15 protein-coding genes are annotated in these 20,980 nt (G+C 59.0%); 6 read left to right on the forward strand and 9 right to left on the reverse strand.

What is annotated here, in order from left to right; translation table 11 throughout:
• Positions 1 to 88 precede the first annotated feature (88 nt).
• A complete protein-coding gene (locus BLU07_RS07970; RefSeq protein WP_092385815.1) occupies positions 89 to 1,435 on the reverse strand; it encodes a hypothetical protein in 1,347 nt (448 codons plus the stop codon).
• 295 nt (positions 1,436 to 1,730) lie between these two features.
• On the opposite strand from BLU07_RS07970, the gene BLU07_RS07975 reads away from it, so the two are divergent.
• A complete protein-coding gene (locus BLU07_RS07975) occupies positions 1,731 to 2,633 on the forward strand; it encodes a LysR family transcriptional regulator (protein ID WP_092385817.1) in 903 nt (300 codons plus the stop codon).
• Here BLU07_RS07975 and prpF read toward each other — a convergent pair.
• The 6 genes from prpF to BLU07_RS08005 form a co-directional block, all read right to left on the reverse strand.
• Positions 2,630 to 3,814 carry a 2-methylaconitate cis-trans isomerase PrpF gene (gene prpF / locus BLU07_RS07980; protein WP_092385819.1) on the reverse strand — a complete coding sequence of 395 codons (1,185 nt, stop codon included), beginning with the start codon at positions 3,812 to 3,814 and terminating at the stop codon, positions 2,630 to 2,632. The genes BLU07_RS07975 and prpF overlap by 4 nt on opposite strands.
• Before the next feature lie 219 nt (positions 3,815 to 4,033).
• Entirely contained in the window at positions 4,034 to 4,372 is a 339-nt protein-coding gene (locus BLU07_RS07985; RefSeq protein ID WP_092385821.1) for an endonuclease domain-containing protein, read from the reverse strand.
• A 327-nt stretch (positions 4,373 to 4,699) separates the two neighbouring features.
• Positions 4,700 to 7,288, reverse strand: coding sequence for a Fe/S-dependent 2-methylisocitrate dehydratase AcnD (gene acnD, locus BLU07_RS07990; protein WP_092385823.1), 2,589 nt, complete (start codon positions 7,286 to 7,288; stop codon positions 4,700 to 4,702).
• Positions 7,289 to 7,483: 195 nt separating this feature from the next.
• The gene (gene prpC, locus BLU07_RS07995) at positions 7,484 to 8,644 is read right to left on the reverse strand and encodes a bifunctional 2-methylcitrate synthase/citrate synthase (RefSeq protein WP_092385825.1); all 1,161 of its coding nucleotides are present in this window, start codon (positions 8,642 to 8,644) and stop codon (positions 7,484 to 7,486) included.
• Positions 8,645 to 8,677: 33 nt separating this feature from the next.
• Positions 8,678 to 9,559, reverse strand: a complete 882-nt coding sequence (gene prpB, locus BLU07_RS08000) for a methylisocitrate lyase (RefSeq protein ID WP_092385827.1) — start codon at positions 9,557 to 9,559, stop codon at positions 8,678 to 8,680.
• Positions 9,556 to 10,263 carry a GntR family transcriptional regulator gene (locus BLU07_RS08005; protein ID WP_092385829.1) on the reverse strand — a complete coding sequence of 236 codons (708 nt, stop codon included), beginning with the start codon at positions 10,261 to 10,263 and terminating at the stop codon, positions 9,556 to 9,558. The genes prpB and BLU07_RS08005 overlap by 4 nt, the downstream gene beginning before the upstream one ends.
• 767 nt (positions 10,264 to 11,030) lie before the next feature.
• On the opposite strand from BLU07_RS08005, the gene rloB reads away from it, so the two are divergent.
• The 4 genes from rloB to BLU07_RS08025 all read left to right on the forward strand — a co-directional run bounded on the left by rloB (position 11,031) and on the right by BLU07_RS08025 (position 18,162).
• Positions 11,031 to 12,569 (forward strand): osmotic stress tolerance membrane protein RloB, encoded by a 1,539-nt coding sequence (gene rloB, locus BLU07_RS08010; RefSeq protein WP_092385831.1) that lies wholly within the window; start codon positions 11,031 to 11,033, stop codon positions 12,567 to 12,569.
• 3 nt (positions 12,570 to 12,572) lie between these two features.
• Positions 12,573 to 13,682, forward strand: a complete 1,110-nt coding sequence (locus tag BLU07_RS08015) for an alpha-L-glutamate ligase-like protein (RefSeq protein WP_092385833.1) — start codon at positions 12,573 to 12,575, stop codon at positions 13,680 to 13,682.
• On the forward strand, positions 13,679 to 15,049 hold the full coding sequence (gene pabB, locus BLU07_RS08020) for an aminodeoxychorismate synthase component I (protein ID WP_231701705.1): 1,371 nt from the start codon (positions 13,679 to 13,681) through the stop codon (positions 15,047 to 15,049). The genes BLU07_RS08015 and pabB overlap by 4 nt, the downstream gene beginning before the upstream one ends.
• A gap of 419 nt (positions 15,050 to 15,468) precedes the next feature.
• Complete coding sequence (locus tag BLU07_RS08025; RefSeq protein WP_092385835.1) at positions 15,469 to 18,162, forward strand: cation-transporting P-type ATPase; 2,694 nt, start codon at positions 15,469 to 15,471, stop codon at positions 18,160 to 18,162.
• Positions 18,163 to 18,397: 235 nt separating this feature from the next.
• Here the strand turns inward: BLU07_RS08025 and thrH are convergent, their stop codons facing one another.
• Entirely contained in the window at positions 18,398 to 19,015 is a 618-nt protein-coding gene (gene thrH / locus BLU07_RS08030) for a bifunctional phosphoserine phosphatase/homoserine phosphotransferase ThrH (protein WP_092385837.1), read from the reverse strand.
• 199 nt (positions 19,016 to 19,214) lie between these two features.
• On the opposite strand from thrH, the gene BLU07_RS08035 reads away from it, so the two are divergent.
• Complete coding sequence (locus BLU07_RS08035; RefSeq protein ID WP_092385838.1) at positions 19,215 to 19,946, forward strand: phosphoadenylyl-sulfate reductase; 732 nt, start codon at positions 19,215 to 19,217, stop codon at positions 19,944 to 19,946.
• 64 nt (positions 19,947 to 20,010) lie between these two features.
• Here BLU07_RS08035 and BLU07_RS08040 read toward each other — a convergent pair whose 3' ends face one another.
• Positions 20,011 to 20,772, reverse strand: coding sequence for an SDR family oxidoreductase (locus BLU07_RS08040; RefSeq protein WP_092385840.1), 762 nt, complete (start codon positions 20,770 to 20,772; stop codon positions 20,011 to 20,013).
• Between the last annotated feature and the right edge of the window lie 208 nt (positions 20,773 to 20,980).

Consider the following 20,980-nt stretch of genomic DNA (forward strand, 5'->3'; position numbering starts at 1 on the left):
GGTAGCAAGTTCCCTTTAATCAATAAGGCAGAGCCTTCAATCAAGGCCCTGCCCGCCGCCCCTGTATGGGATCAGCAATCAACCATGGTTATCGCTTCGGCAAGGCAGCCGGCTCTTGTTCAACAGCCCGAATACGCGCAGGCGCACTTGGCTCAGATGCTGGTGCTGGCTGTATCTTGTCGAGTTCCGGTGTAGCCGCTTGTGGCCTGACCCGTGAAGGCGATGCTGGCGCTGGGCCTGGCGGTTGATCGGCCTGGAAGCCACCTGCACCACCGCCCGGCTGCACGGCCACCTGCGGTACACAGCGGTGGTTCCAGTTTGCGCTGCCATAGGCTTTCCATTCACTCCAGGTATTGCTGTCAGCATCCCTGACCGATGCTTTTATGCTGAGTGGATGGGTAAAAGTCTGATTCAAGGTATCCCAGCCAGCGTTATAGCCCTGATTCAACTTTGCCGTCAGCGGATAGCTGAAATCATGATGGGCATGCATGTTGGTCGTCGAGTCATAAACAATCTCTCCGCTGCTGTGCACGGGATTGCTGTTGTCTTCCACTCTGAAACGAATATGGCCTTTGCCATTACCGCTGTAATTGATGCGAATCACCGGGTCAGTCTCCGGAACACACCGGCCAATATAGTGGGGCATATTGGGCTGAAAACTGGCGCTGTTGAGCATCAACGGCAAATCATGACCAATATGACCCGGCATCTCGGTACCCGCCAGCTGACCACTGAGTTGCACCGGGGCAATCAGGTCCGGGTCACCTTTGTAAATCACCGTCATATCGATGGACGTCGAAGCAAAAGCCGGCCTCGAGGTATTGCTCGAGGTGTTTTTGCACCACCCCGCCAGCGACACAGTGCGGCTCACCGTAATGTAGTGATCCTGCCGGTAGAAATCGATAGCGCTGCCGCCCTGGCCAAGGTGCTGCTGCAATTCCTTGTTCAGTTCTTCCTGCGGATTGAAGCGGATGGCTGGATGCCCTTGCTTGATCTGGGACAGAGGAATACTGAAGCTTTGCTGGTTACCCGCTTCGGTGACTCTTTTGTTGCCCTTGCCGCTGGTGAAACTGGGATGATAAACCGCATCAAACAGGGTTTGCGGCGACTGGACAGAATCCAGGAACAGGGAGATCGGGCCAAAGTAGGCGCGAGCATGGTCAAACCCGACGTTATTGCTGGCTGCACAGGAAACAAGCCCAGTGAAATCAACATCAACATGTGTTTTGTCAGGCTGTAGCTGCATGGCTTGCAGCTGTTTGCTGGCTGCGATGTTTTCAAGTTCAACCGAATGCGTGTATATCCCCTTTTCCACCGACAGGGACACTCCGCTGATATATTCCGGGTACAGGTTGGCTGATGCAGCACCGGCAGTCATTGTCAGCGCCAGTGCAGCCAAGACACGCATACCGCCACTGGTGTCAAGTACTTTCATGATCAAATCTCCGTTTGAAAAAAGAAGCGTTACTTACACCAGCTGTGTCGTAGTCACTCATGGTGACGTTCAAATTATTTTCCAGATGTTGCGCATTATTTATGACTGACCAGTACCAATCAAGTACTCATCGTCATTACCTGTCGTCTTCGGTCCTTTTTCAGTTGGCCTGATACAGCCATCTTTTCAGCATCAGCGGCATGCTCTATTCTGCAGACATGATGATTTCCAACACGCACCCAACCCCCGCCCTTCGGCTGGCAAGCACGCCGGCCCACAGCAGGCAGCACATTGAATGAAAGCGCCCAGAGTAACCCTGGAGCAGTGGCGAGCCTTGCAGACGGTCGTTGACGAAGGTGGTTTTGCGCAGGCGGCAGAAGTACTGCACCGTTCGCAATCCTCAGTCAGCTACGCCATCAAACGGCTGGAGGAGCAACTCGGCATTCCTGTTCTGGAAATTGTCGGACGCAAAGCCGTGCTGACCGAAGCCGGGCACACTCTGCTGCAACGCTCTCGCAACCTTACCGATCAGGCCAGCCTGCTGGAAAATCTCGCCCAGCAGATCGAACAGGGCTGGGAACCGGAAATCAATCTGGTCGCCGATGCGGCCTATCCCACTGAACGCCTGGCCAATGCCCTCAAGGCCTTTCTGGCTTTCAGTCATGGCAGCCGCGTACAACTGCGCGAGGAAGTGCTCTCCGGCGTGGAAGAGCAGCTGCTGGCAGGCAACGCCGATCTGGCTATATCCGGGCTGCAGATAACCGGCTATCTGGCCAAGGAGTTGGGCAGTATCGAGTTCATTGCCGTTGCTCATCCCGAGCATGCCCTGCATCAGCATCAACATCTGCTGAGTCAGGATGATCTCAAGAGCGAATTACAGGTAGTCACGCGCGACTCCGGAGCCCGGCATCCCAGGGATGCCGGATGGCTGGGTGCCGAACAGCGCTGGACCGTCGCCAACCTGGCAACAGCCGCCGAACTGGTTGCCAGCGGCCTCGGCTTTGCGTGGCTGCCCACGCACGAAATTCGCCATTTCATGGTGGATGGCCGCCTCAAACCCCTGTCGCTGGTTCAGGGCGGTCGCCGCAACCACATGATGTACCTGTATGTTGGCCAGGAGAAACCACAGGGGCCGGCGAGCAAGATTCTTGCCGATTTGATCAGCCAACATGCCCTTCAACGACCCCTGACGAGCTAGCCCGTAAACGAATCACCCGGCACCCGCACCCAACCTTCCATCAGAATCCGCGCACTGCGACTCATGATCGCCTTGGTCGCGACCCAGTCACCGTCAACCTCGGCCACTTCCGCGCCCACCCGCAAGGTGCCGGACGGATGCCCGAAGGTCACCTGCGAACGCTCGCCACCCCCCGCGGCCTGATGGACCAGCGTGCCGGGAATCGATGCCGCGGTGCCAATGGCCACCGCCGCCGTCCCCATCATGGCATGGTGCATCTTGCCCATCGACAAGGCACGCACCACCAGATCAACCTCATTGGCTGAGACGCTTTTGCCACTGGACGCAGTGTAATCCTGCGCCGGTCCGACAAAGGCCACCTTGGGCGTATGCTGACGCCTGGCCGCTTCACTGATGTCATTGATCAAGCCCATCTTGACCGCCCCGTATGCCCGAATATTCTCGAACATCGCCAGCGCATCAGGCTTGCTGTTGATCGCATCCTGCAGCTCGGTACCGGTATAACCAATATCCACGGCATTGACGAAAATGGTCGGAATACCGGCCGTGATCATGGTCACCTGCAAGGTACCAACACCCGGTACTGTCAGATCATCCACCCGGTTGCCGGTCGGGAACATGGCACCCTCGCCATCGGACGGGTCCATGAACTCCAACTGGATTTCCGCCGCCGGAAAGGTCACCCCGTCCAGCTCGAAATCACCGGTTTCCTCCACGGCGCCATTGGTCACCGGCACATGGGCAATAATCGTCTTACCGATATTCGCCTGCCAGATACGCACCGTGCAGATGCCATTCTCCGGCACCCGCGCCAGATCCATCAGCCCCGCATGAATGGCAAAAGCCCCCGCCGCCGTCGACAGATTGCCGCAGTTGCCACTCCAGTCGACAAATGCACTGTCGATGGATACCTGCCCGTAAAGGTAATCGACATCATGACCCGGCTGTTCACTGCGCGACAGAATCACGCACTTGCTGGTACTCGAGGTCGCCCCACCCATACCGTCGGTATGTTTGCCATAAGGGTCCGGGCTACCAATCACCCGCAAAAACAACTGATCCCGCGCCTTGCCGGGAACCTGAGCCGCTTGCGGCAGATCCTCCAGCCGAAAAAACACCCCTTTGCTGGTGCCGCCACGCATATAGGTCGCCGGGATGCGGATTTGTGCTGCGTGTTTCATTTGGTGCTCCTGTTTGGTTGTGGGGTGATGGGCTTAATACCATCCCCCTCTCCCCAACCCCTCTCCCGCCAGGGGAGAGGGGCTATTTGTGCAAGCTTTCAGCTCATGCAAGAGGCTTGAACATATTCGGCAGTCATGCTTGGAGTCACCCCTCTCCCCTCGCGGGAGAGGGGTCGGGGGAGAGGGGGAGCGAAGATTGCTTAATCCGCCTGAACGCTCTCACTCACCCTCCCCCTCAACCGCCGCATAAATCACTTCCAACACCTGCTGCGTATTCAACAAAATCTCATTATTCCAAAACCGCAACACCCGAAAGCCCTGCGCCTGCAGCCATTCATCACGCGCCACATCATGCGGGCTTTCGTTATGTTGCCCACCATCAGCCTCGACGATCACCCGTGCACCGAAGTGCACAAAGTCGACAACGTACTTACCCAGCGGTTGCTGACGACGAAACTTCTGCCCAGCCAGGCGATGGCTGCGCAAGTGATACCAGAGCACTCGCTCCGCATCGGTCATTTGCCGACGCAATTGCTTGGCAAAGGCTTTCTGATCCATGGCTTCCCTGCCTTGATGTGGTTGTTTGGGGTGTTGGGGAGTTGGCTGGATCGGATTATGTCACCCGCTTCACCCTCTCCCCAACCCCGCCTGCGGCCCCCAGCCCTTCGCAGAGCTCAGGGCGTTCGGGCGGGCGAACCAGTGCTTCGCTTTTACCGCCCTCACCCCGTCAAGGGAGAGGGGCTAAATGGTGCGAGCTTGGCGATAGCAGAATATCTCCGACACTTCTCGTTAGTCAGCCAGAAGTCACCCCTCTCCCTTGACGGGAGAGGGGTCGGGGGTGAGGGTGAAAGCGATCCAGCAACATCAACCTCGCTGAAATACCCCTTAAACCGCCCCCTCCAAAAAGTCCTGCGCAAACCGCTGCAACACGCCACCCGCCTGATAAATCGACACCTCTTCCTGGGTATCCAATCGGCACGTCACCGGCACTTCCAACTGCTCGCCGTTGGTGCGGGTAATCACCAGGGTCATGTTCGAACGTGGTGTAATATCGCCGTGCACATCAAAGACTTCGGTGCCATCAATCGCCAGCGTCTTGCGCGTGGTACCCGGCTCGAACTCCAGCGGCAACACGCCCATACCCACCAGGTTGGTGCGGTGAATGCGCTCGAAACCTTCGGCGACAATCGCCTCAACCCCGGCCAGGCGCACACCCTTGGCGGCCCAGTCACGTGAGCTGCCCTGGCCGTAATCGGCGCCAGCAATAATGATCAGCGGCTGTTTGCGGGTCATGTAGGTTTCAATCGCTTCCCACATGCGCATCACCTTGCCTTCCGGCTCCACGCGCGCCAGTGAGCCCTGCTTCACTTTGCCGTTCTCGTCCAGCACCATCTCGTTGAACAGTTTCGGGTTGGCGAAGGTGGCGCGCTGGGCGGTCAGGTGATCGCCGCGGTGGGTGGCGTAGGAATTGAAGTCTTCCTCGGGCACACCCATTTTGTGCAGGTACTCACCCGCGGCGCTGTCCATCATGATCGCATTGGAGGGCGACAGGTGATCGGTGGTGATGTTGTCCGGCAACACCGCCAGCGGACGCATGCCTTTCAGCGTCGGCTCGGCTGCCAGCGCGCCTTCCCAGTAGGGCGGGCGACGAATATAAGTGCTCTTCGGACGCCAGTCATACAGCGGGTTGATGTTCTGCGCTTCGCGGGTGATGTCGAACATCGGAATGTAGACTTCACGGTACTGCTCGGGCTTGACGCTCTGCTTGACGATGGCGTCGATCTCTTCATCGCCCGGCCAGATATCTTTCAGGGTGACGGGGTTGCCGTTCTGGTCATGTCCCAGCACATCCTTCTCGATATCGAAACGGATGGTGCCGGCAATCGCATAGGCCACCACCAGCGGCGGTGACGCGAGGAAAGCCTGCTTGGCATAGGGATGGATACGGCCGTCAAAGTTGCGGTTACCCGAGAGCACCGCCGTGGCATAGAGGTCGCGGTCGATGATTTCCTGCTGGATCACCGGGTCCAGCGCGCCGGACATACCGTTGCAGGTAGTACAGGCAAAGGCCACCACACCAAAGCCGAGACTTTCCAGTTCCGGCAACAGATTGGCTTCTTCCAGATACATCTTCACCGTCTTGGAGCCCGGCGCCAGCGAAGATTTGACCCACGGCTTGCGGGTCAGGCCCAGCTTGTTGGCATTGCGCGCAATCAAACCGGCGGCAATCATGTTGCGCGGGTTGCTGGTGTTGGTGCAACTGGTGATGGCGGCAATGATCACCGCGCCATCGGGCATCTTGCCCTCTTCTTCCGCCCAGGCACCGGCAATACCACGACTGGTCAGCTCGGAAACCGGCAGCAAGGCATGCGGGTTGGACGGGCCCGCCAGGGTACGGGTGACGCTGCTCAGATCAAAGCGCAGCACGCGCTCGTACTCGGCGGTTTTCAGGCTGTCGGCCCAAAGTCCGGTGTGCCTGGCGAACTTTTCTACCAGCGCGACCTGTTCGTCATCACGACCGGTCAGTTTTAGGTAATCGATGGTCTGGTTGTCGATATAGAACATACCGGCCGTGGCGCCGTATTCCGGCGTCATGTTGGCGATGGTCGCGCGGTCACCCACGCTCAGGCTGTCAGCGCCTTCGCCGTAGAATTCCAGGTAGGCACCCACCACGCGCTCACGGCGCAGGAACTCGGTAATCGCCAGCACCATGTCGGTACCGGTAATACCGGGCTGCAGCTTGCCGGTCAGCTCAACGCCGACGATATCAGGCAAGCGCATCATGGAGGCGCGGCCCAGCATCACGCTTTCCGCTTCCAGACCGCCAACACCCACAGAGATCACCCCCAGGGCATCGACCATGGGGGTATGGCTGTCGGTACCGACGCATGTATCCGGGAAGGCCACGCCCTCACGCACCTGCACCACCGGCGACATCTTCTCCAGATTGATCTGGTGCATGATGCCGTTACCCGGCGGGATCACGTCGACGTTTTCAAAGGCCGTCTTGGTCCAGTTGATAAAGTGAAAACGGTCGTCGTTGCGGCGATCTTCGATGGCGCGGTTCTTCTCGAAGGCATCCGGATCGGAACCCGGCGCTTCCACCGCCAGCGAATGGTCGACAATCAGCTGGGTCGGCACCACCGGATTGACCTTGGCCGGATCCCCGCCCTTCTCGGCGATGGCATCCCGCAGACCCGCCAGATCGACCAGCGCGGTCTGACCGAGGATGTCATGGCAGACCACCCGCGCCGGATACCAGGGAAAGTCCAGATCGCGCTTGCGTTCGATAAACTGCTTGAGCGCAGCGGTCAGCTCGGCCGGATTGCAGCGACGCACCAACTGCTCGGCCAGCACCCGTGAGGTGTAGGGCAGTTTGGCGTAGGCACCGGGCTGGATGTCATCAACAGCAGCCTGGGTGTCGAAATAGTCCAGGTCGGTGCCTGGAAGTCTTTTGCGGTATTCAGTGTTCATGGTTCAACCTGTGGTTGGTTGGGCTGGGCTTGCTCCCTTCCCCCTCACCCCCGGCCCCTCTCCCGCGAGGGGAGAGGGGTGACTAAAGCTCAACCTTATGTAAGTCGATTAGGGAGCTCGATCATAGCCCCTCTCCCCTTGCGGGAGAGGGGTTGGGGAGAGGGGGGAAGTCAACAACAAACCCACCCAAAAAAATTACTTACGCTTTTCAATCGGCACAAACTTCACATCTTCCGGCCCGACATAGTTGGCGCTGGGACGGATGATCTTGCCATCGATACGTTGTTCGATCACATGACTCGCCCAGCCCGAGGTGCGTGCAATCACGAACAGCGGCGTAAACATGGCGGTCGGTACGCCCATCATGTGGTAGCTGACCGCACTGAACCAGTCGAGATTGGGGAACATTTTCTTGATCTCCCACATCACGCTTTCCAACCGCTCGGCGATGTCATACATCTTGGTGTTGCCCTGCTCTTGCGACAGCTCGCGGGCAACTTCCTTGATCACCTTGTTTCGCGGATCGGACACGGTATAGACCGGGTGACCGAAGCCGATCACCACTTCCTTGCGCCCTACCCGCTCGCGGATATCGGCCTCTGCCTCATCCGGGGTGTCGTAGCGCTTCTGGATCTCGAAGGCGACTTCGTTGGCACCACCATGCTTGGGACCACGCAGGGCGCCGATGGAGCCGGCAATACAGGAATGCATATCCGACCCCGTGCCGGCAATCACGCGGCCGGTAAAGGTCGAGGCGTTGAACTCGTGCTCGGCGTAGAGCACCAGGCTGGTGTGCATGGCACGGACCCAGGAGTCGCGCGGCTTCTCGCCGTGCAACAGGTGCAGAAAGTGCCCGCCGATGGAGTCATCATCCGTCTCGACATCAATGCGCTTGCCGTTGTGGCTGTAGTGATACCAGTACAGCAGCATGGAGCCGAATGATGCCATCAGCTTGTCGGCAATATCACGGGCACCCGGATGGTTGTGGTCATCCTTTTCCGGTGCCATGCACCCCAGAACAGAGACGCCGGTGCGCATCACATCCATCGGATGGGCCGACGGCGGCAGTTGTTCCAGCGCGGTTTTCACCCCGGCCGGCAGGCCGCGCAGCGACTTCAGTTTGGCCTTGTAACCAGACAGCTCAGACACGGTCGGCAGCTTGCCGTGGACCAGCAAATGGGCGATTTCCTCAAATTCGCAGGTGGTCGCCACATCGAGGATGTCGTACCCGCGATAATGCAGATCATTACCGCTGCGGCCAACGGTACAGAGCGCGGTGTTACCCGCTGCGGTGCCACTCAAGGCCACGGATTTTTTCGGTTTGAACGTCGGCTGCTTGTCGTCAGTCTTGCTCATGCGTTCATCTCCTCTCAGGTATTCTTGTGCGGATTATTTTTTCGCGGCAAAGAGCGCGTCCAGCTTGTCTTCAAAAGCATGGTAGCCAATGCGGTCATAGAGTTCGGCGCGGGTCTGCATACTGTCGACCACGGCTTTCTGATGGCCGTTTTCACGTATAGAGGTATAGACGTTTTCCGCGGCCTTGTTGGCCGCGCGGAAGGCCGACAGCGGGTACAGCTGAATGGCAACACCGACCGATGCCAGCTCGTCACGGCTGAACAGGGGCGTGGCACCAAATTCGGTGATATTGGCCAGCACCGGCACATCCAGTTCTTTGACGAAACGCTCGTAAGTCGGCAGATCATAGGCGGCTTCGGCAAAAATGCCGTCAGCACCAGCGGCCACATAGGCCTTGCAGCGCTCAATGGCAGCATCCACACCTTCGGCCTGGATGGCATCGGTACGCGCAATCAGGAAGAAATCCGGATCCGTCTTGGCATCTACGGCTGCCTTGATACGGTTGACCATTTCCTCGCAGGAGACAATTTCCTTGCCGGGGCGGTGACCACAGCGCTTGGCGCCCACCTGGTCTTCAATATGCGCCGCTGCGGCACCGGCCTTGATCAGGCTCTTGACCGTGCGTTCGATATTGAAGGCGCTGGGGCCAAAACCGGTGTCGATATCCACCAGCAGTGGCAGATCGCAGACATCGGTAATCCGGCGCACATCGATCAGCACGTCTTCCAGGGTATTGATGCCCAGGTCCGGCAGGCCAAGGGAGCCGGCAGCGACACCCCCACCCGACAGGTAGATTGCCTTGAAGCCGGCGCGCTGGGCCAGCAAGGCGTGATTGGCGTTGATTGCACCAATGACCTGCAAGGGGCTTTCGGCCGCCAGTGCCTGACGAAAACGTTTACCTGCGCTAGTGCTCATACTTGTCCCTCCTGAGGATCCCGGGGCGCGTCTTGCTGTTGCATGCGACGCTCGATATTGCGGCGTGAAGCGCTGATATGCCGGCGCATCAACATTTCCGCGAGTTCGCCATCACGATCGGCGATGGCTTCAATGATTCGGTGGTGTTCGGCAAACGCCTGCTGCGGGCGCTTGGGCGTGGTGGAATAGCGATAGCGGTACATGCGTACCAAGTGATAGAGGTCACCACAGAGCATGTCGCTCAGCGTCTGGTTCTTGCTGCCCTGAATGATCAGGTAGTGGATATCCAGATCGCCTTCCTGCTGGTAGTAGGACTCGTTGGCCTTGAGGCCGCTGTGCTTCTCATGGGTGGCCAGCACATTGCGCAGCCCGGCGATTTCCGCATCCGTCATATGCTCGGCTGCGAGCCGGCAGGCCATGCCCTCCAGCGCCTCGCGCACATGGTAGAGCTCAATCAGCTCCTTGAAGCTGAGCGACACCACACGGACACCGGCATGGGGAATGCGCACCACCAGACGACGCCCTTCCAGCCGGCGAATTGCCTCACGCAGCGGGCCGCGGCTGATGCCGAAGGTCGTGCTCAGGTAGTGCTCACTGATCCGCGTGCCTGGCTCAATCTCGCCTTTGACGATCGCCGTCTGGATGCGCTGAAAGGCACCATCAGACAGGGTGGTGGCCGGGGAATCGTGTTCTGCAGTAGCCAATTGTCGACAACCTCTAGGTTTAGCTGAGCTTTTATGGCTTTATTGTCGCCATTTTGCTCTCCGAACATAAAGATTGTCAACAATCTGCTCTCGGGAACGCCGAGTTGCACTCGGCTGGCAGTGCGCAGCGCTGCCTGGGTTAAACCCGCCAGCCCTGACGGGCTGCTGTGCCGAGTGCAACTCGGCGGTCCCACAAGGCGCGCCCTGAGAGTGGCGGTGCCAGTTGCTGCTACCTCCTCATCAATGTTCAGTACAAAAGCGCTTTGACTGGCCGCACGGTTCTTCCGGTGACGCTGCGCCTGGGAACGCCGATTTGTACTCGGCTGGCAGTGCGCAGCGCTGCTCGGGCTAAACCCGCCAGCCGTGACGGGCTGCTGTGCCGAGTGCAACTCGGCGGTCCCACAAGGCGCTCCCTGAGAGTGGCGGCACCAGTTGCTGCTACCTCCTCATCAATGTTCAGTACAAAAGCGCTGTTGACTGGATGCACGGCCCTGCCGGTGGCGCTGCGCCTGGGAACGCCGAGTTGCACTCGGCTGGCAGTGCGCAGCGCTGCTCGGGCTAAACCCGCCAGCCGTGACGGGCTGCTGTGCCGAGTGCAACTCGGCGGTCCGGAACTTCGGAGCAGAGTGATTTGATGACAGCTCTTTTCTTCTGCCCCAATCCAGCCCCTGTGTGCTCTGGCGAACCCGTGCTAATATGCATCCACCTCTACGCACGGCCCCCTTGCAGTCCCTGGCGTAGTCGAGTGACTTAGCCCTGAGAACAATATGCACGCCATCAATCTGCACCTGAAAATCCTGATTCTGCTTCTCGTTATTGCCGGACTGGGCACCACCGCCTACCAGATTTTCGTACTCGACATCCCCCTGACTGAAGACGAAACCGACAACATCTGGAGCCTCGATGCCCGGATGGAATTCCAGGCGCGCGAAGGCACGCCGGTCAAGGCGCAAATGTTCCTGCCGCCGTTGAATCAGGAGTACATCAGCCTTAACGAAAGCTTTATTTCCAGCAATTATGGCGTCAGCATCAACCAGATCGAAAGCAACCGCCGCGTTACCTGGTCGGCGCGCCGGGCACAGGGCAAGCAAACGCTGTATTACCGACTGGTGTTGACTCAGCGCTATGCCAACGAGCGCGATCGAGTCCCCCCGTTCCCCCAACGCACACCCGTGCCCCTTGAAGGTGTGGAAAAAACCGCTGCGGACGCGCTGATCAATCCGATTCGTCAACAATCGGCTGATATCGAAACCTTCATCAGTGAAACCATTCGTCGGGTCAATGACATCACCGATGACAATGTCAAACTGCTGCTCGGCGGCAGCACCGATGCACATGACAAGGCGCGCGTCATTGATCTGCTGCTGTCTCACGCCCGCATCCCGCTGGAGCTGGTGCACACGGTGCGACTGGAAAGCAGCAATGTTCAGGAGCCGGAACTATGGTTGCGCAGCCACAATGGTGAAGGCTGGATGTACTTCCACCCGGAAACCGGGCAGCAAGGCATTCCGGATAATCGCCTGGTCTGGTGGACCGGTAACGATCCACTGTTCACCCTCGAAGGCGGGCGAAACGCGAGTGTCAGCTTCACTGTCAACAACAGTGAAATGAACGCCATACGACTGGCTCGCATGGCCGACGAGACACGTGCCTCGGCATTGCTCGAATACTCACTGTACGGCCTGCCGCTGCATGCCCAGCAAGTCTATCAATTGATGATCATGATCCCGGTTGGCGTCCTCGTCATCCTCATTCTGCGCAACCTGATCGGCATGCAGACCCTGGGCACCTTCACGCCGGTACTGATCGCCCTGGCCTTCCGGGAAACGGATGTTGGCTGGGGTATTTTCCTGTTCAGCGTGATCACAGCACTGGGCCTGTCGCTGCGCTCCTACCTGGAGCACCTGAAACTCCAGATGCTGCCGCGCCTGTCAGTCGTGCTGACCTTTGTCGTGCTCTTGATCGCCGTTATCAGCCTGTTCAGTCATAAACTCGGCTTCGAACATGCGCTGGCTATCTCGCTGTTCCCCATGGTGATTCTGACCATGACCATCGAGCGCCTGTCGATTACCTGGGAAGAACGTGGCGGCGTGCATTCGTTCAAGGTTGCCGTAGGTACCCTGATTGCCGCCACTCTGGCTCACCTGCTGATGAGCATTCCGGAACTGACCTACTTCACCTTTACCTTCCCCGGCATCTTGCTGGTAGCCGTCGCCTTCATGCTTGCTATGGGCCGGTATCGCGGTTATCGCCTGACCGAACTGATGCGCTTCAAAGCCATGCTGAAAAAGAGCGGGGAGTCCTGAGCCATGTTCTTCTGGAAGACCTGGAAGGAACTCAAGGCCCAGGGCATCATGGGCATCAATCGGCGCAACGCGGATTACGTACTCAAGTACAACAAGCGGCACCTGTACCCGCTGGTGGATGACAAGATCCTGACCAAGGAAAAAGCCATCGGCGCCGGCATTGATGTGCCGCCGCTGTACGGCGTGATCGATACCGAAAAGGATATCGACACCCTCGACCGCATCACCGAAAAGTACACCGACTTCGTGATCAAGCCGGCACAGGGCGCGGGTGGCGACGGCATTCTGGTGATTGCCGACCGTTTTGAAGGTCGTTACAAGACGGTATCCGGCAAGATCCTCACCCATGAGGATATCGAGCACCACATCTCCGGGATCCTGTCCGGTCTGTATTCGCTCGGCGGCCACCGCGACCGCGTGCTGATCGAGGGCCGGGTGATTCCCGACCCGCTGTTCCAGAGCATCAGCTATGAAGGCGTGCCGGATATTCGCATCATCGTGCTGCAGGGTTACCCGGTCATGTCCATGGTCCGGCTGCCAACCCGGCAATCCAATGGCAAGGCCAACCTGCACCAGGGCGCGATTGGTGTCGGTGTGGATCTGGCCAGCGGTCTGACCATGGGCGGCACCTGGCTCAATAACAAGATCAACAAACACCCGGACACCACCAAACTGGTGGCGGGCGTTCAGATACCCGACTGGCGTGGCAGCATGGTGCTGGCCGCGTCCAGCCACGAGTTGACCGGGCTGGGCTATATCGGTGTCGACCTGGTGCTGGATGAGAAGCGGGGCCCGCTGGTGCTTGAGTTGAACGCCCGCCCCGGTCTGAGCATACAGATTGCCAACGATGCCGGCCTGACCCACCGCTGCCATGCCGTTGAACGCCATATCGCCGCGCTGAAAAAAGCGGGCAAAAAGGAAACGCCCGAACAGCGAGTCGAGTTCGTCATGCAGCATTTTGGCCACCCGATGCCGGTCATGTCGATCGAAGAAGCCGGGCCGCCGGCGGGCGAACCGGATGCCGGCGCCCCCGTGCCGGAGCAGGCGGAAGCCGCAGATGATTTGGCTGCAACCGAGAGCACTAACCAACCTGCAGGTGACGCCAAGCCGTGACTGCCCCGGCCCACACAGCCTACCGGCTGACCTCACTGCCCTATCAGACATCACCACTGCCGGCCCTGCAGGCAGTGCGCGATCTGGGCTATCCGGTCGTGCTCGATTCGGCCAGTCACACCTACAGCCGCTTTGGCCGTTACACCCTGCTCAGTGCCGGCCCGGACCACCTGATCGAACCCCGCGTCGGCGAATCCGGTTACCAGGTACTGGCCCGCCTGCGTCGGGCGCTGAGCGACTTGCCCGCTGCAGACTGGCCGGAAGAAACCCAGCTACCCTTTGGTGCTGGCGCCCTCGGACATATCAGTTATGACTTCGGCCGTTTGCTGGAAGACTTGCCCAGCCTCGCCAATAACGACCTGCAGGTGCCCACCCTGCGCTTTGGTATCTATGCCTGGAGCCTGGTCACCGATCACAAGCAACAACAAAGCTGGCTGGTCTGCCACCCGAGCCTTGCCAGGCAGCGTGAAGCCGCCTTGCTGCTGCGCTTGCAGGCACTGAGTGATTCCGGCTCCGATCCCGCGTGCGCAGACTTCAGGCTGACAGCCCCCTTCCGGCCCGAACAGGACCGCGCCCGTTATCAGGCTTCATTTCAGCGCGTACAGGACTATATTCATGCCGGCGACTGTTACCAGATCAATCTGGCCCAACGCTTCAGCGCGCCCTGTTCCGGTGATCCACTGACCGCCTGGGCTGCCTTGCGTCGTGCCTGCCCCACCCCTTTCGCCGCCTACCTCGAAGGCCCGGCCGATGCCCTGCTGTCACTGTCGCCCGAACGCTTTCTCAAGCTGGTCGATGGCGAGGTGGAAACCCGGCCGATCAAGGGCACCCGCGGTCGCGGCAAAACTGCAGAAGATGACCAGGCACTGGCTGATGACCTGCTCAGCAGCGAAAAAGACCGCGCCGAAAACCTGATGATCGTTGATCTGTTGCGCAACGACCTCGGCCGCAGCTGTCAATCCGGCAGCGTGCGCGTACCCGAACTGTTCAAGCTGGAAACCTACCCCAACGTGCACCACCTGGTCAGCAGCGTCACCGGCACCCTGGCCACCGACAAGGACGCCCTCGATCTGATCGCCGGCGCCTTTCCCGGCGGCTCGATCACCGGAGCGCCGAAAGTGCGGGCCATGCAAATCATCGAAGAACTCGAACCCGTGCGCCGCAGCCTCTATTGCGGCAGCATCGGCTACATCGGCTGCGAAGGCCAGATGGACCTGAACATCGCCATCCGCAGCCTGGTCCACCAGCAGGACCGCCTCTACGTCTGGGGCGGCGGCGGCATCGTTGCCGACTCCCGGGCCGAAGCCGAATACCAGGAAAGCCTGACCAAAGTCCGCGTGCTGATGGACACCTTGCACAACCTCTGACCCCAAGCAAGGACCTCCCCCCCTCTGGCAGCGCACAGACCCGGGAACGCCGAGTTGTACTCGACAAAGCCGTCCGCCAGGGCTGCCGGGGTTAACGCCCCACCACTCAACAACCCTGCACTGCTTCGCAGTGCCTGCCGAGTGCAACTCGGCGCTCCCAGGAACCACCCCCCCCAGAACAGCCCGCACGGACCCAGGAACGCCGAGTTGTACTCGGCAAAGCCGCCCGCAAGGGCTGCCAGGGTTAACGGCTCTCCACTAACAACCCGGCACTGCTTCGCAGCGCTTGCCGAGTGCAACTCGGCGCTCCCAAAAAAAACCGCACCCAGCTCACCCCACATCACCAATCTGACCTGGATCATGGGCACAGCCGCTCAAGATCGGTATATTGATGACTGAAGTCCAGCCAAGGCGAAATCATGCACAAGGACCAGCAGACCCCCGATACCCTGCCCGCTTACCAGCTCAGCCCCGAAGAATGTCTGCTTCAATTGCAGTCCGATGAACAGGGGTTGAGTCAGCTACAGGCTGATCAGCGCTTGCAGGACACCGGCCCCAACCGCTTGCCGGTGGCAGCCAAGGAAGGTCTGCTCAAGCGCTTTTTCAAGCATTTTCATGACATCCTCATCTACATTCTGTTGGTCGCAGCCGGTGCCACTGCCCTGCTCGGTCACTGGATCGATACCGGGGTGATTCTTGTCGTCGTCATCATCAATGCCACCATCGGCTTCATCCAGGAAGGTAAAGCCGAACAGGCCTTGGCAGGCATCCGTAAAATGCTGTCACAGCGCGCCACGGCCAAACGCGATGGTGACTGGCAGGAGATTGAGGCGGAACATCTGGTGCCAGGCGATATCGTCCGTTTACGCTCGGGCGATCGTGTCCCCGCCGACCTGCGCCTGCTCGAGTGCAACAATCTACGCATTGAAGAGTCCGCTCTGACCGGCGAGTCCATGCCGGCCGACAAAAACACCGAGACGGCCACCGCCGCAACCAGCCTGGGCGATCGCAGCGGCATGGCCTATTCCGGAACCCTGGTCGCCGCCGGGCGTGGGCTGGGCGTGGTGTCTGCCACCGGTTCAGCCACCGAACTCGGCCGCATCAACCGACTGATCGCCGACGTGGAAACCCTGCAAACCCCGCTGACGCGGCAAATGGCCCAGTTCAGCAAGATACTGTCCGTGGTCATTGTCGGCCTCGCCGGCCTGATGTTGCTGGTCGGCATCCTGCTGCATGACTTCGCCCTCAGCGAGCTGTTTCTCGCCGCCATCGGTTTCGCCGTCGCGGCCATTCCCGAAGGGTTGCCGGCAATTCTGACCATCACCCTGGCGCTCGGCGTACAGCGCATGGCCAAACGCAACGCCATTACCCGCAAGCTCAACGCGGTGGAAACCCTCGGCTCGGTCACCGTGATCTGCTCGGACAAAACCGGCACCCTGACACGCAACGAAATGACCACGCGCCACGTTGTAACCGCTGCCCACAGCTACCATGTCAGTGGCACCGGCTATGCCCCCGAAGGTGAGATCAGTTGTGATGACGACCCGATAAAAGCTGCCCAGCGTGTCGATCTGGACGCCCTGCTGGAAACCGTCGCCATTGCCAACGACAGTCGTGTTGAAGCCACCAATGGGCAATGGCAAGTCATTGGCGAACCCACTGAAGGTGCGCTCTGCACCCTGGTACACAAAGCGGGATTCGAGGCGCATAACTACCAGCGCATCGCTGAGATACCCTTTGAGTCGGACAATAAATTCATGGCAACCCTGGCCGACACTCCGGATGGTGAACGCCGCATTCTGCTGAAAGGGGCTCCGGACCGACTGCTGGAGCGCTGCCGTCTGCAACTGGATGCCAATGGCAACACCCGGCCACTGGACCCGACATGGTGGGAGCAGCAACTGAACCAGTTGAGTGGCGAAGGGCTCCGCGTACTGGCGGCCGCCGCGCGCACCGTGCCGGTCAGCAAAGACACCCTGAGCATTGATGATCTCGACGACCTGGTGTTTCTCGGTCTGATCGGCATTATCGACCCACCACGCCCGGAGGCCATCGAAGCTATTGCCAGCTGTCATGCCGCCGGCATCCGGGTCAAGATGATAACCGGCGATCACGCCGGCACCGCCGAGGCCATCGGTCGTGAAATGGGTATTGGCACGGATGCCGATCCCAAAGTCATCAGTGGCGCAGAGATCGAAGCCGCCAGCGACGAGGAACTGGCCCGGTTGGCGCAGACCTGCGATATTTTTGCCCGCACCAGCCCCGAACATAAATTGCGCCTGGTCAAAGCCCTGCAAGCAACCAACGAAATCGTTGCCATGACCGGCGACGGCGTCAACGACGCCCCTGCCCTCAAGCGCGCCGATGTCGGCATCGCCATGGGTATCAAAGGCACCGAAGCCACCAAGGAAGCGGCCGATATCGTTCTCGCTGACGACAATTTCTCGTCCATCGCCCAAGCGGTGGAAGAAGGCCGCACCATCTACGATAACCTGCGCAAGGCGATCATGTTTTTGCTGCCCACCAACGGCGCCCAGGGCCTGGTGATTCTCGCCGCCGTCGTGCTCGGCATGGTATTGCCGATTACCCCGGTGCAAGTGCTCTGGGTCAATATGATCGTTGCCGTCACCCTCGCGTTGGCGCTCGCCTTCGAGCCTGCCGAACCAGGCCTGATGCAACGACCGCCGCGTGATCCCGGCGCAGCCATTATCTCCCTGGTGTTCCTGATACGAATCGGCCTGGTCTCGGTATTGATTGGTGCTGCAACCATTGTCGTCTTCCAGTGGCAAATCCGCATCGGCACTGAACTCGACATGGCCCGCTCCACCGCCATCAACACCCTGGTCATCGCCCAGGCCTGCTACCTGTTCAACAGCCGCTTCCTTGCCACCCACAGCCTCAACCCGGCCCTCCTGTTCACCAACAAGGTCGCCTGGCTGACGATTGGTATATTGCTGCTGTTGCAAATGGCGTTTATCTACCTGCCCTTCATGAACACGGCTTTTGGTACCACGCCACTGGCGCTGCAGCACTGGCTCATGCCTCTGGCAGTGGGGATTGGGGTGTTTCTGGTGATAGAGGGCGAGAAGTGGGTATGGCAGCGGTTGAGGTAGGGGTGGTTATTTAATCGCCCCGGACGTTCGTAATGAGCGAAGCGGCGCTTCGCTTAACCCCCTCTCCCCCGGCCCCTCTCCCACAAGGGGAGAGGGGTGACGTCTTGCACATGCATGCGACTACCTCTGGCATACAGCGCTCGTTCAGCGGGCACTGTAAAACCCCTCTCCCCTCGCGGGGTGAAGACGGGGATGGGGTAAGGAAAAACGCTACATCAAATAACCAGACCAAACCTTACAGACTCAAATCCCGCACCGACGCCTTGATGAATGCTTGCTTCAGGTCAGCAAAGGCTTGCACCGCCGGGAATTGCGGAAATTCGGCGATGACATTATCCGGGGCGTGGAACAGGATGCCGGCGTGGGCTTCGGACAGCATGGTGGTGTCATTGTAGGAATCACCCGCCGCAATGATGCGGTAATACAGACTCTTCAGTGCAATGACCGACTGCCGCTTCGGGTCTTTCTGGCGCAGCTGGTAGCTCACCACGCGATCGTTCTCATCGGTGATCAGCTTGTGGCACAACAGGGTCGGGAAACCGAGCTGGCGCATCAGCGGCTGAGAGAACTCGTAGAAGGTATCCGACAGAATAACCACCTGAAAACGCTCACGCAGCCAGTCGATAAATTCGACCGCGCCATCCAGCGGCTTCAACGTGGCGATCACTTCCTGAATGTCGCCCAGTTTCAGGTTGTTCTCATCCAGAATGCGCAAACGCTGCTGCATCAGCACATCGTAATCAGGAATATCCCGGGTAGTCGCCTTGAGTTCTTCAATACCGGTTTTCTCGGCAAAGGCAATCCAGATTTCAGGGACCAATACGCCCTCAAGGTCAAGACAAGCGATCTCCACGCAACACTCCTGATATGACTAGTAATAGATGGCGCAACAATCTACCGGCTTCGCTGCAGGCACGCAATCATTAGCACCGGCATACCGGAAACATCAAACAAAAGAGCATAAAAATATAACCAAATAAAAGCAGATGTGCTAAGTCGCCTTTGTTAGACTGCCGCCTAGCCCGTGCCAAACAGGCCTGATGGAGACCAACATGACTAGCCCCTTTGACCCCGCTGCACTAGCCGAGCAGTATGCCAAAGCCACGCCGCAAGACATTCTCAGCCTCGCAATGGAACACTTTGACGACCTCTGGCTGTCATTCAGTGGTGCTGACGATATCGTCGTGCTCGACATGGCCTGGAAGCTGAACAAGAACATCAAGGTATTTACCCTCGATACCGGCCGGTTGCACCCGGAAACCTACCAGTTTCTCGAGCGGGTGCGCACGCATTACGGCATCGAACTGGAAGTACTGTCGCCCGATCACGAGGCCCTGCAGGCCTACGTCAAGGAAAAGGGGCTGTTCGACTTTTACCAGAGCGGGCATGGCGAATGCTGCGGTATCCGCAAGATCGAACCCCTGCGTCGCAAATTGTCCACGGTCGATGCCTGGATTACCGGCCAACGGCGAGACCAGAGCCCGGGTACACGCAGCCACGTTCCGGTGATCGAACTGGATACCGCCTTTGGTAGCGAAGAACACCCGCTGATCAAGTTCAACCCGCTGGCCAACTACAGCAGTGAAGAGGTGTGGACCTACATTCGCATGCTGGAAATACCCTACAACCGCCTGCACGAACGCGGCTTTGCCAGCATTGGCTGCGAGCCCTGCACGCGCCCCACCCTGCCCAACCAGCATGAACGCGAAGGCCGCTGGTGGTGGGAAGAAGCCACGCAGAAAGAGTGCGGCTTGCACGCAGGCAATTTGATCGCGCGGGACTGAAAACCCCGGTCACCAACTCCCCGAGGCAAGCCTGTCCAGGGCGTTGGTGACGGTACCCAAGGCCTCAGATACAGGTAGCACCACCATCAACAGGCAGCGCTATCCCGGTGGTAAAACCGGCATTGGCTGAACACAGATACAATACGGCAGCAGCCACTTCCTCAGCCTGACCAACCCGCCCAACCGGGTGCATGCCGGCAGCAAACTCGGCCTTGCGCGGCTCAATCTCGACCGCACGACGGAACATCTCGGTATCGATAACTGCCGGGCAAACCGCATTGATACGAACGCCCTTTTTGCCATACTCAACGGCAGCGGAACGGGTCAGGCCCAGAACGGCATGTTTGCTGGCACTGTAGATGCTCATCTTCGGCGCCGCCCCCAGCGCAGCAACCGACGCGGTATTGACGATAGCGCCGCCGCCCTGCTCCAGCATCAGGGGAATCTCATGGCGCATGCAGTGCCAGACGCCTTTGACATTGACATCCATGATGCGGTCAAACACTGCTTCATTGCCATCGGCCAGCTTGTCCTGCTCGATTTCAATCCCGGCATTGTTGAAGGCACAATCCAGCCGGCCATGCGCGGCGCGAATCTGCTCGATCAGAGCCTTCACTTCATCGGCATTGGTAACATCACAGGCAATAAAACTCGCTGAGTGGCCTTCGGCTTGCAGACGCGATGCCAGAGCCTCGCCCAGTGTCCGATCAATATCCGAAACAACCACCGTAGCGCCCGCTGCGGCAAAAGCTTCAACTGTTGCCAGACCAATACCCGCAGCACCACCCGTGACCAGCGCTACCTTGCCTTTGAAATCATTACTCATGCCAACCGCTCCTGAAACCACGCAGCCGAGGGAGTTCAGCCGCCTGCCCGCATGATAAAAGATTAAATATGATCTGGCAGTCACAAAAAGACTGAATAACTGATTTGGTTCCAGCCTTATCCCTGTGATCAATAATTCTGTCGCCGGCTTGAACGCATACCTGTAATCAAGGCCGTGAAAGGCTTAGAATACCCGTAGAACGCTCAAG

Origin of the sequence: Halopseudomonas salegens (assembly GCF_900105655.1) — a bacterium.
Lineage (GTDB): Bacteria > Pseudomonadota > Gammaproteobacteria > Pseudomonadales > Pseudomonadaceae > Halopseudomonas > Halopseudomonas salegens.

Bases quoted from the DNA above. Each gene is read 5' to 3' on its own strand.
- BLU07_RS07970 (WP_092385815.1), bottom strand. From the start codon at position 1,435: ATGAAAGTACTTGACACCAGTGGCGGTATGCGTGTCTTGGCTGCACTG.
- BLU07_RS07975 (WP_092385817.1), top strand. From the start codon at position 1,731: ATGAAAGCGCCCAGAGTAACCCTGGAGCAGTGGCGAGCCTTGCAGACG.
- prpF (WP_092385819.1), bottom strand. From the start codon at position 3,814: ATGAAACACGCAGCACAAATCCGCATCCCGGCGACCTATATGCGTGGC.
- BLU07_RS07985 (WP_092385821.1), bottom strand. From the start codon at position 4,372: ATGGATCAGAAAGCCTTTGCCAAGCAATTGCGTCGGCAAATGACCGAT.
- acnD (WP_092385823.1), bottom strand. From the start codon at position 7,288: ATGAACACTGAATACCGCAAAAGACTTCCAGGCACCGACCTGGACTAT.
- prpC (WP_092385825.1), bottom strand. From the start codon at position 8,644: ATGAGCAAGACTGACGACAAGCAGCCGACGTTCAAACCGAAAAAATCC.
- prpB (WP_092385827.1), bottom strand. From the start codon at position 9,559: ATGAGCACTAGCGCAGGTAAACGTTTTCGTCAGGCACTGGCGGCCGAA.
- rloB (WP_092385831.1), top strand. From the start codon at position 11,031: ATGCACGCCATCAATCTGCACCTGAAAATCCTGATTCTGCTTCTCGTT.
- BLU07_RS08015 (WP_092385833.1), top strand. From the start codon at position 12,573: ATGTTCTTCTGGAAGACCTGGAAGGAACTCAAGGCCCAGGGCATCATG.
- BLU07_RS08025 (WP_092385835.1), top strand. From the start codon at position 15,469: ATGCACAAGGACCAGCAGACCCCCGATACCCTGCCCGCTTACCAGCTC.
- BLU07_RS08035 (WP_092385838.1), top strand. From the start codon at position 19,215: ATGACTAGCCCCTTTGACCCCGCTGCACTAGCCGAGCAGTATGCCAAA.
- BLU07_RS08040 (WP_092385840.1), bottom strand. From the start codon at position 20,772: ATGAGTAATGATTTCAAAGGCAAGGTAGCGCTGGTCACGGGTGGTGCT.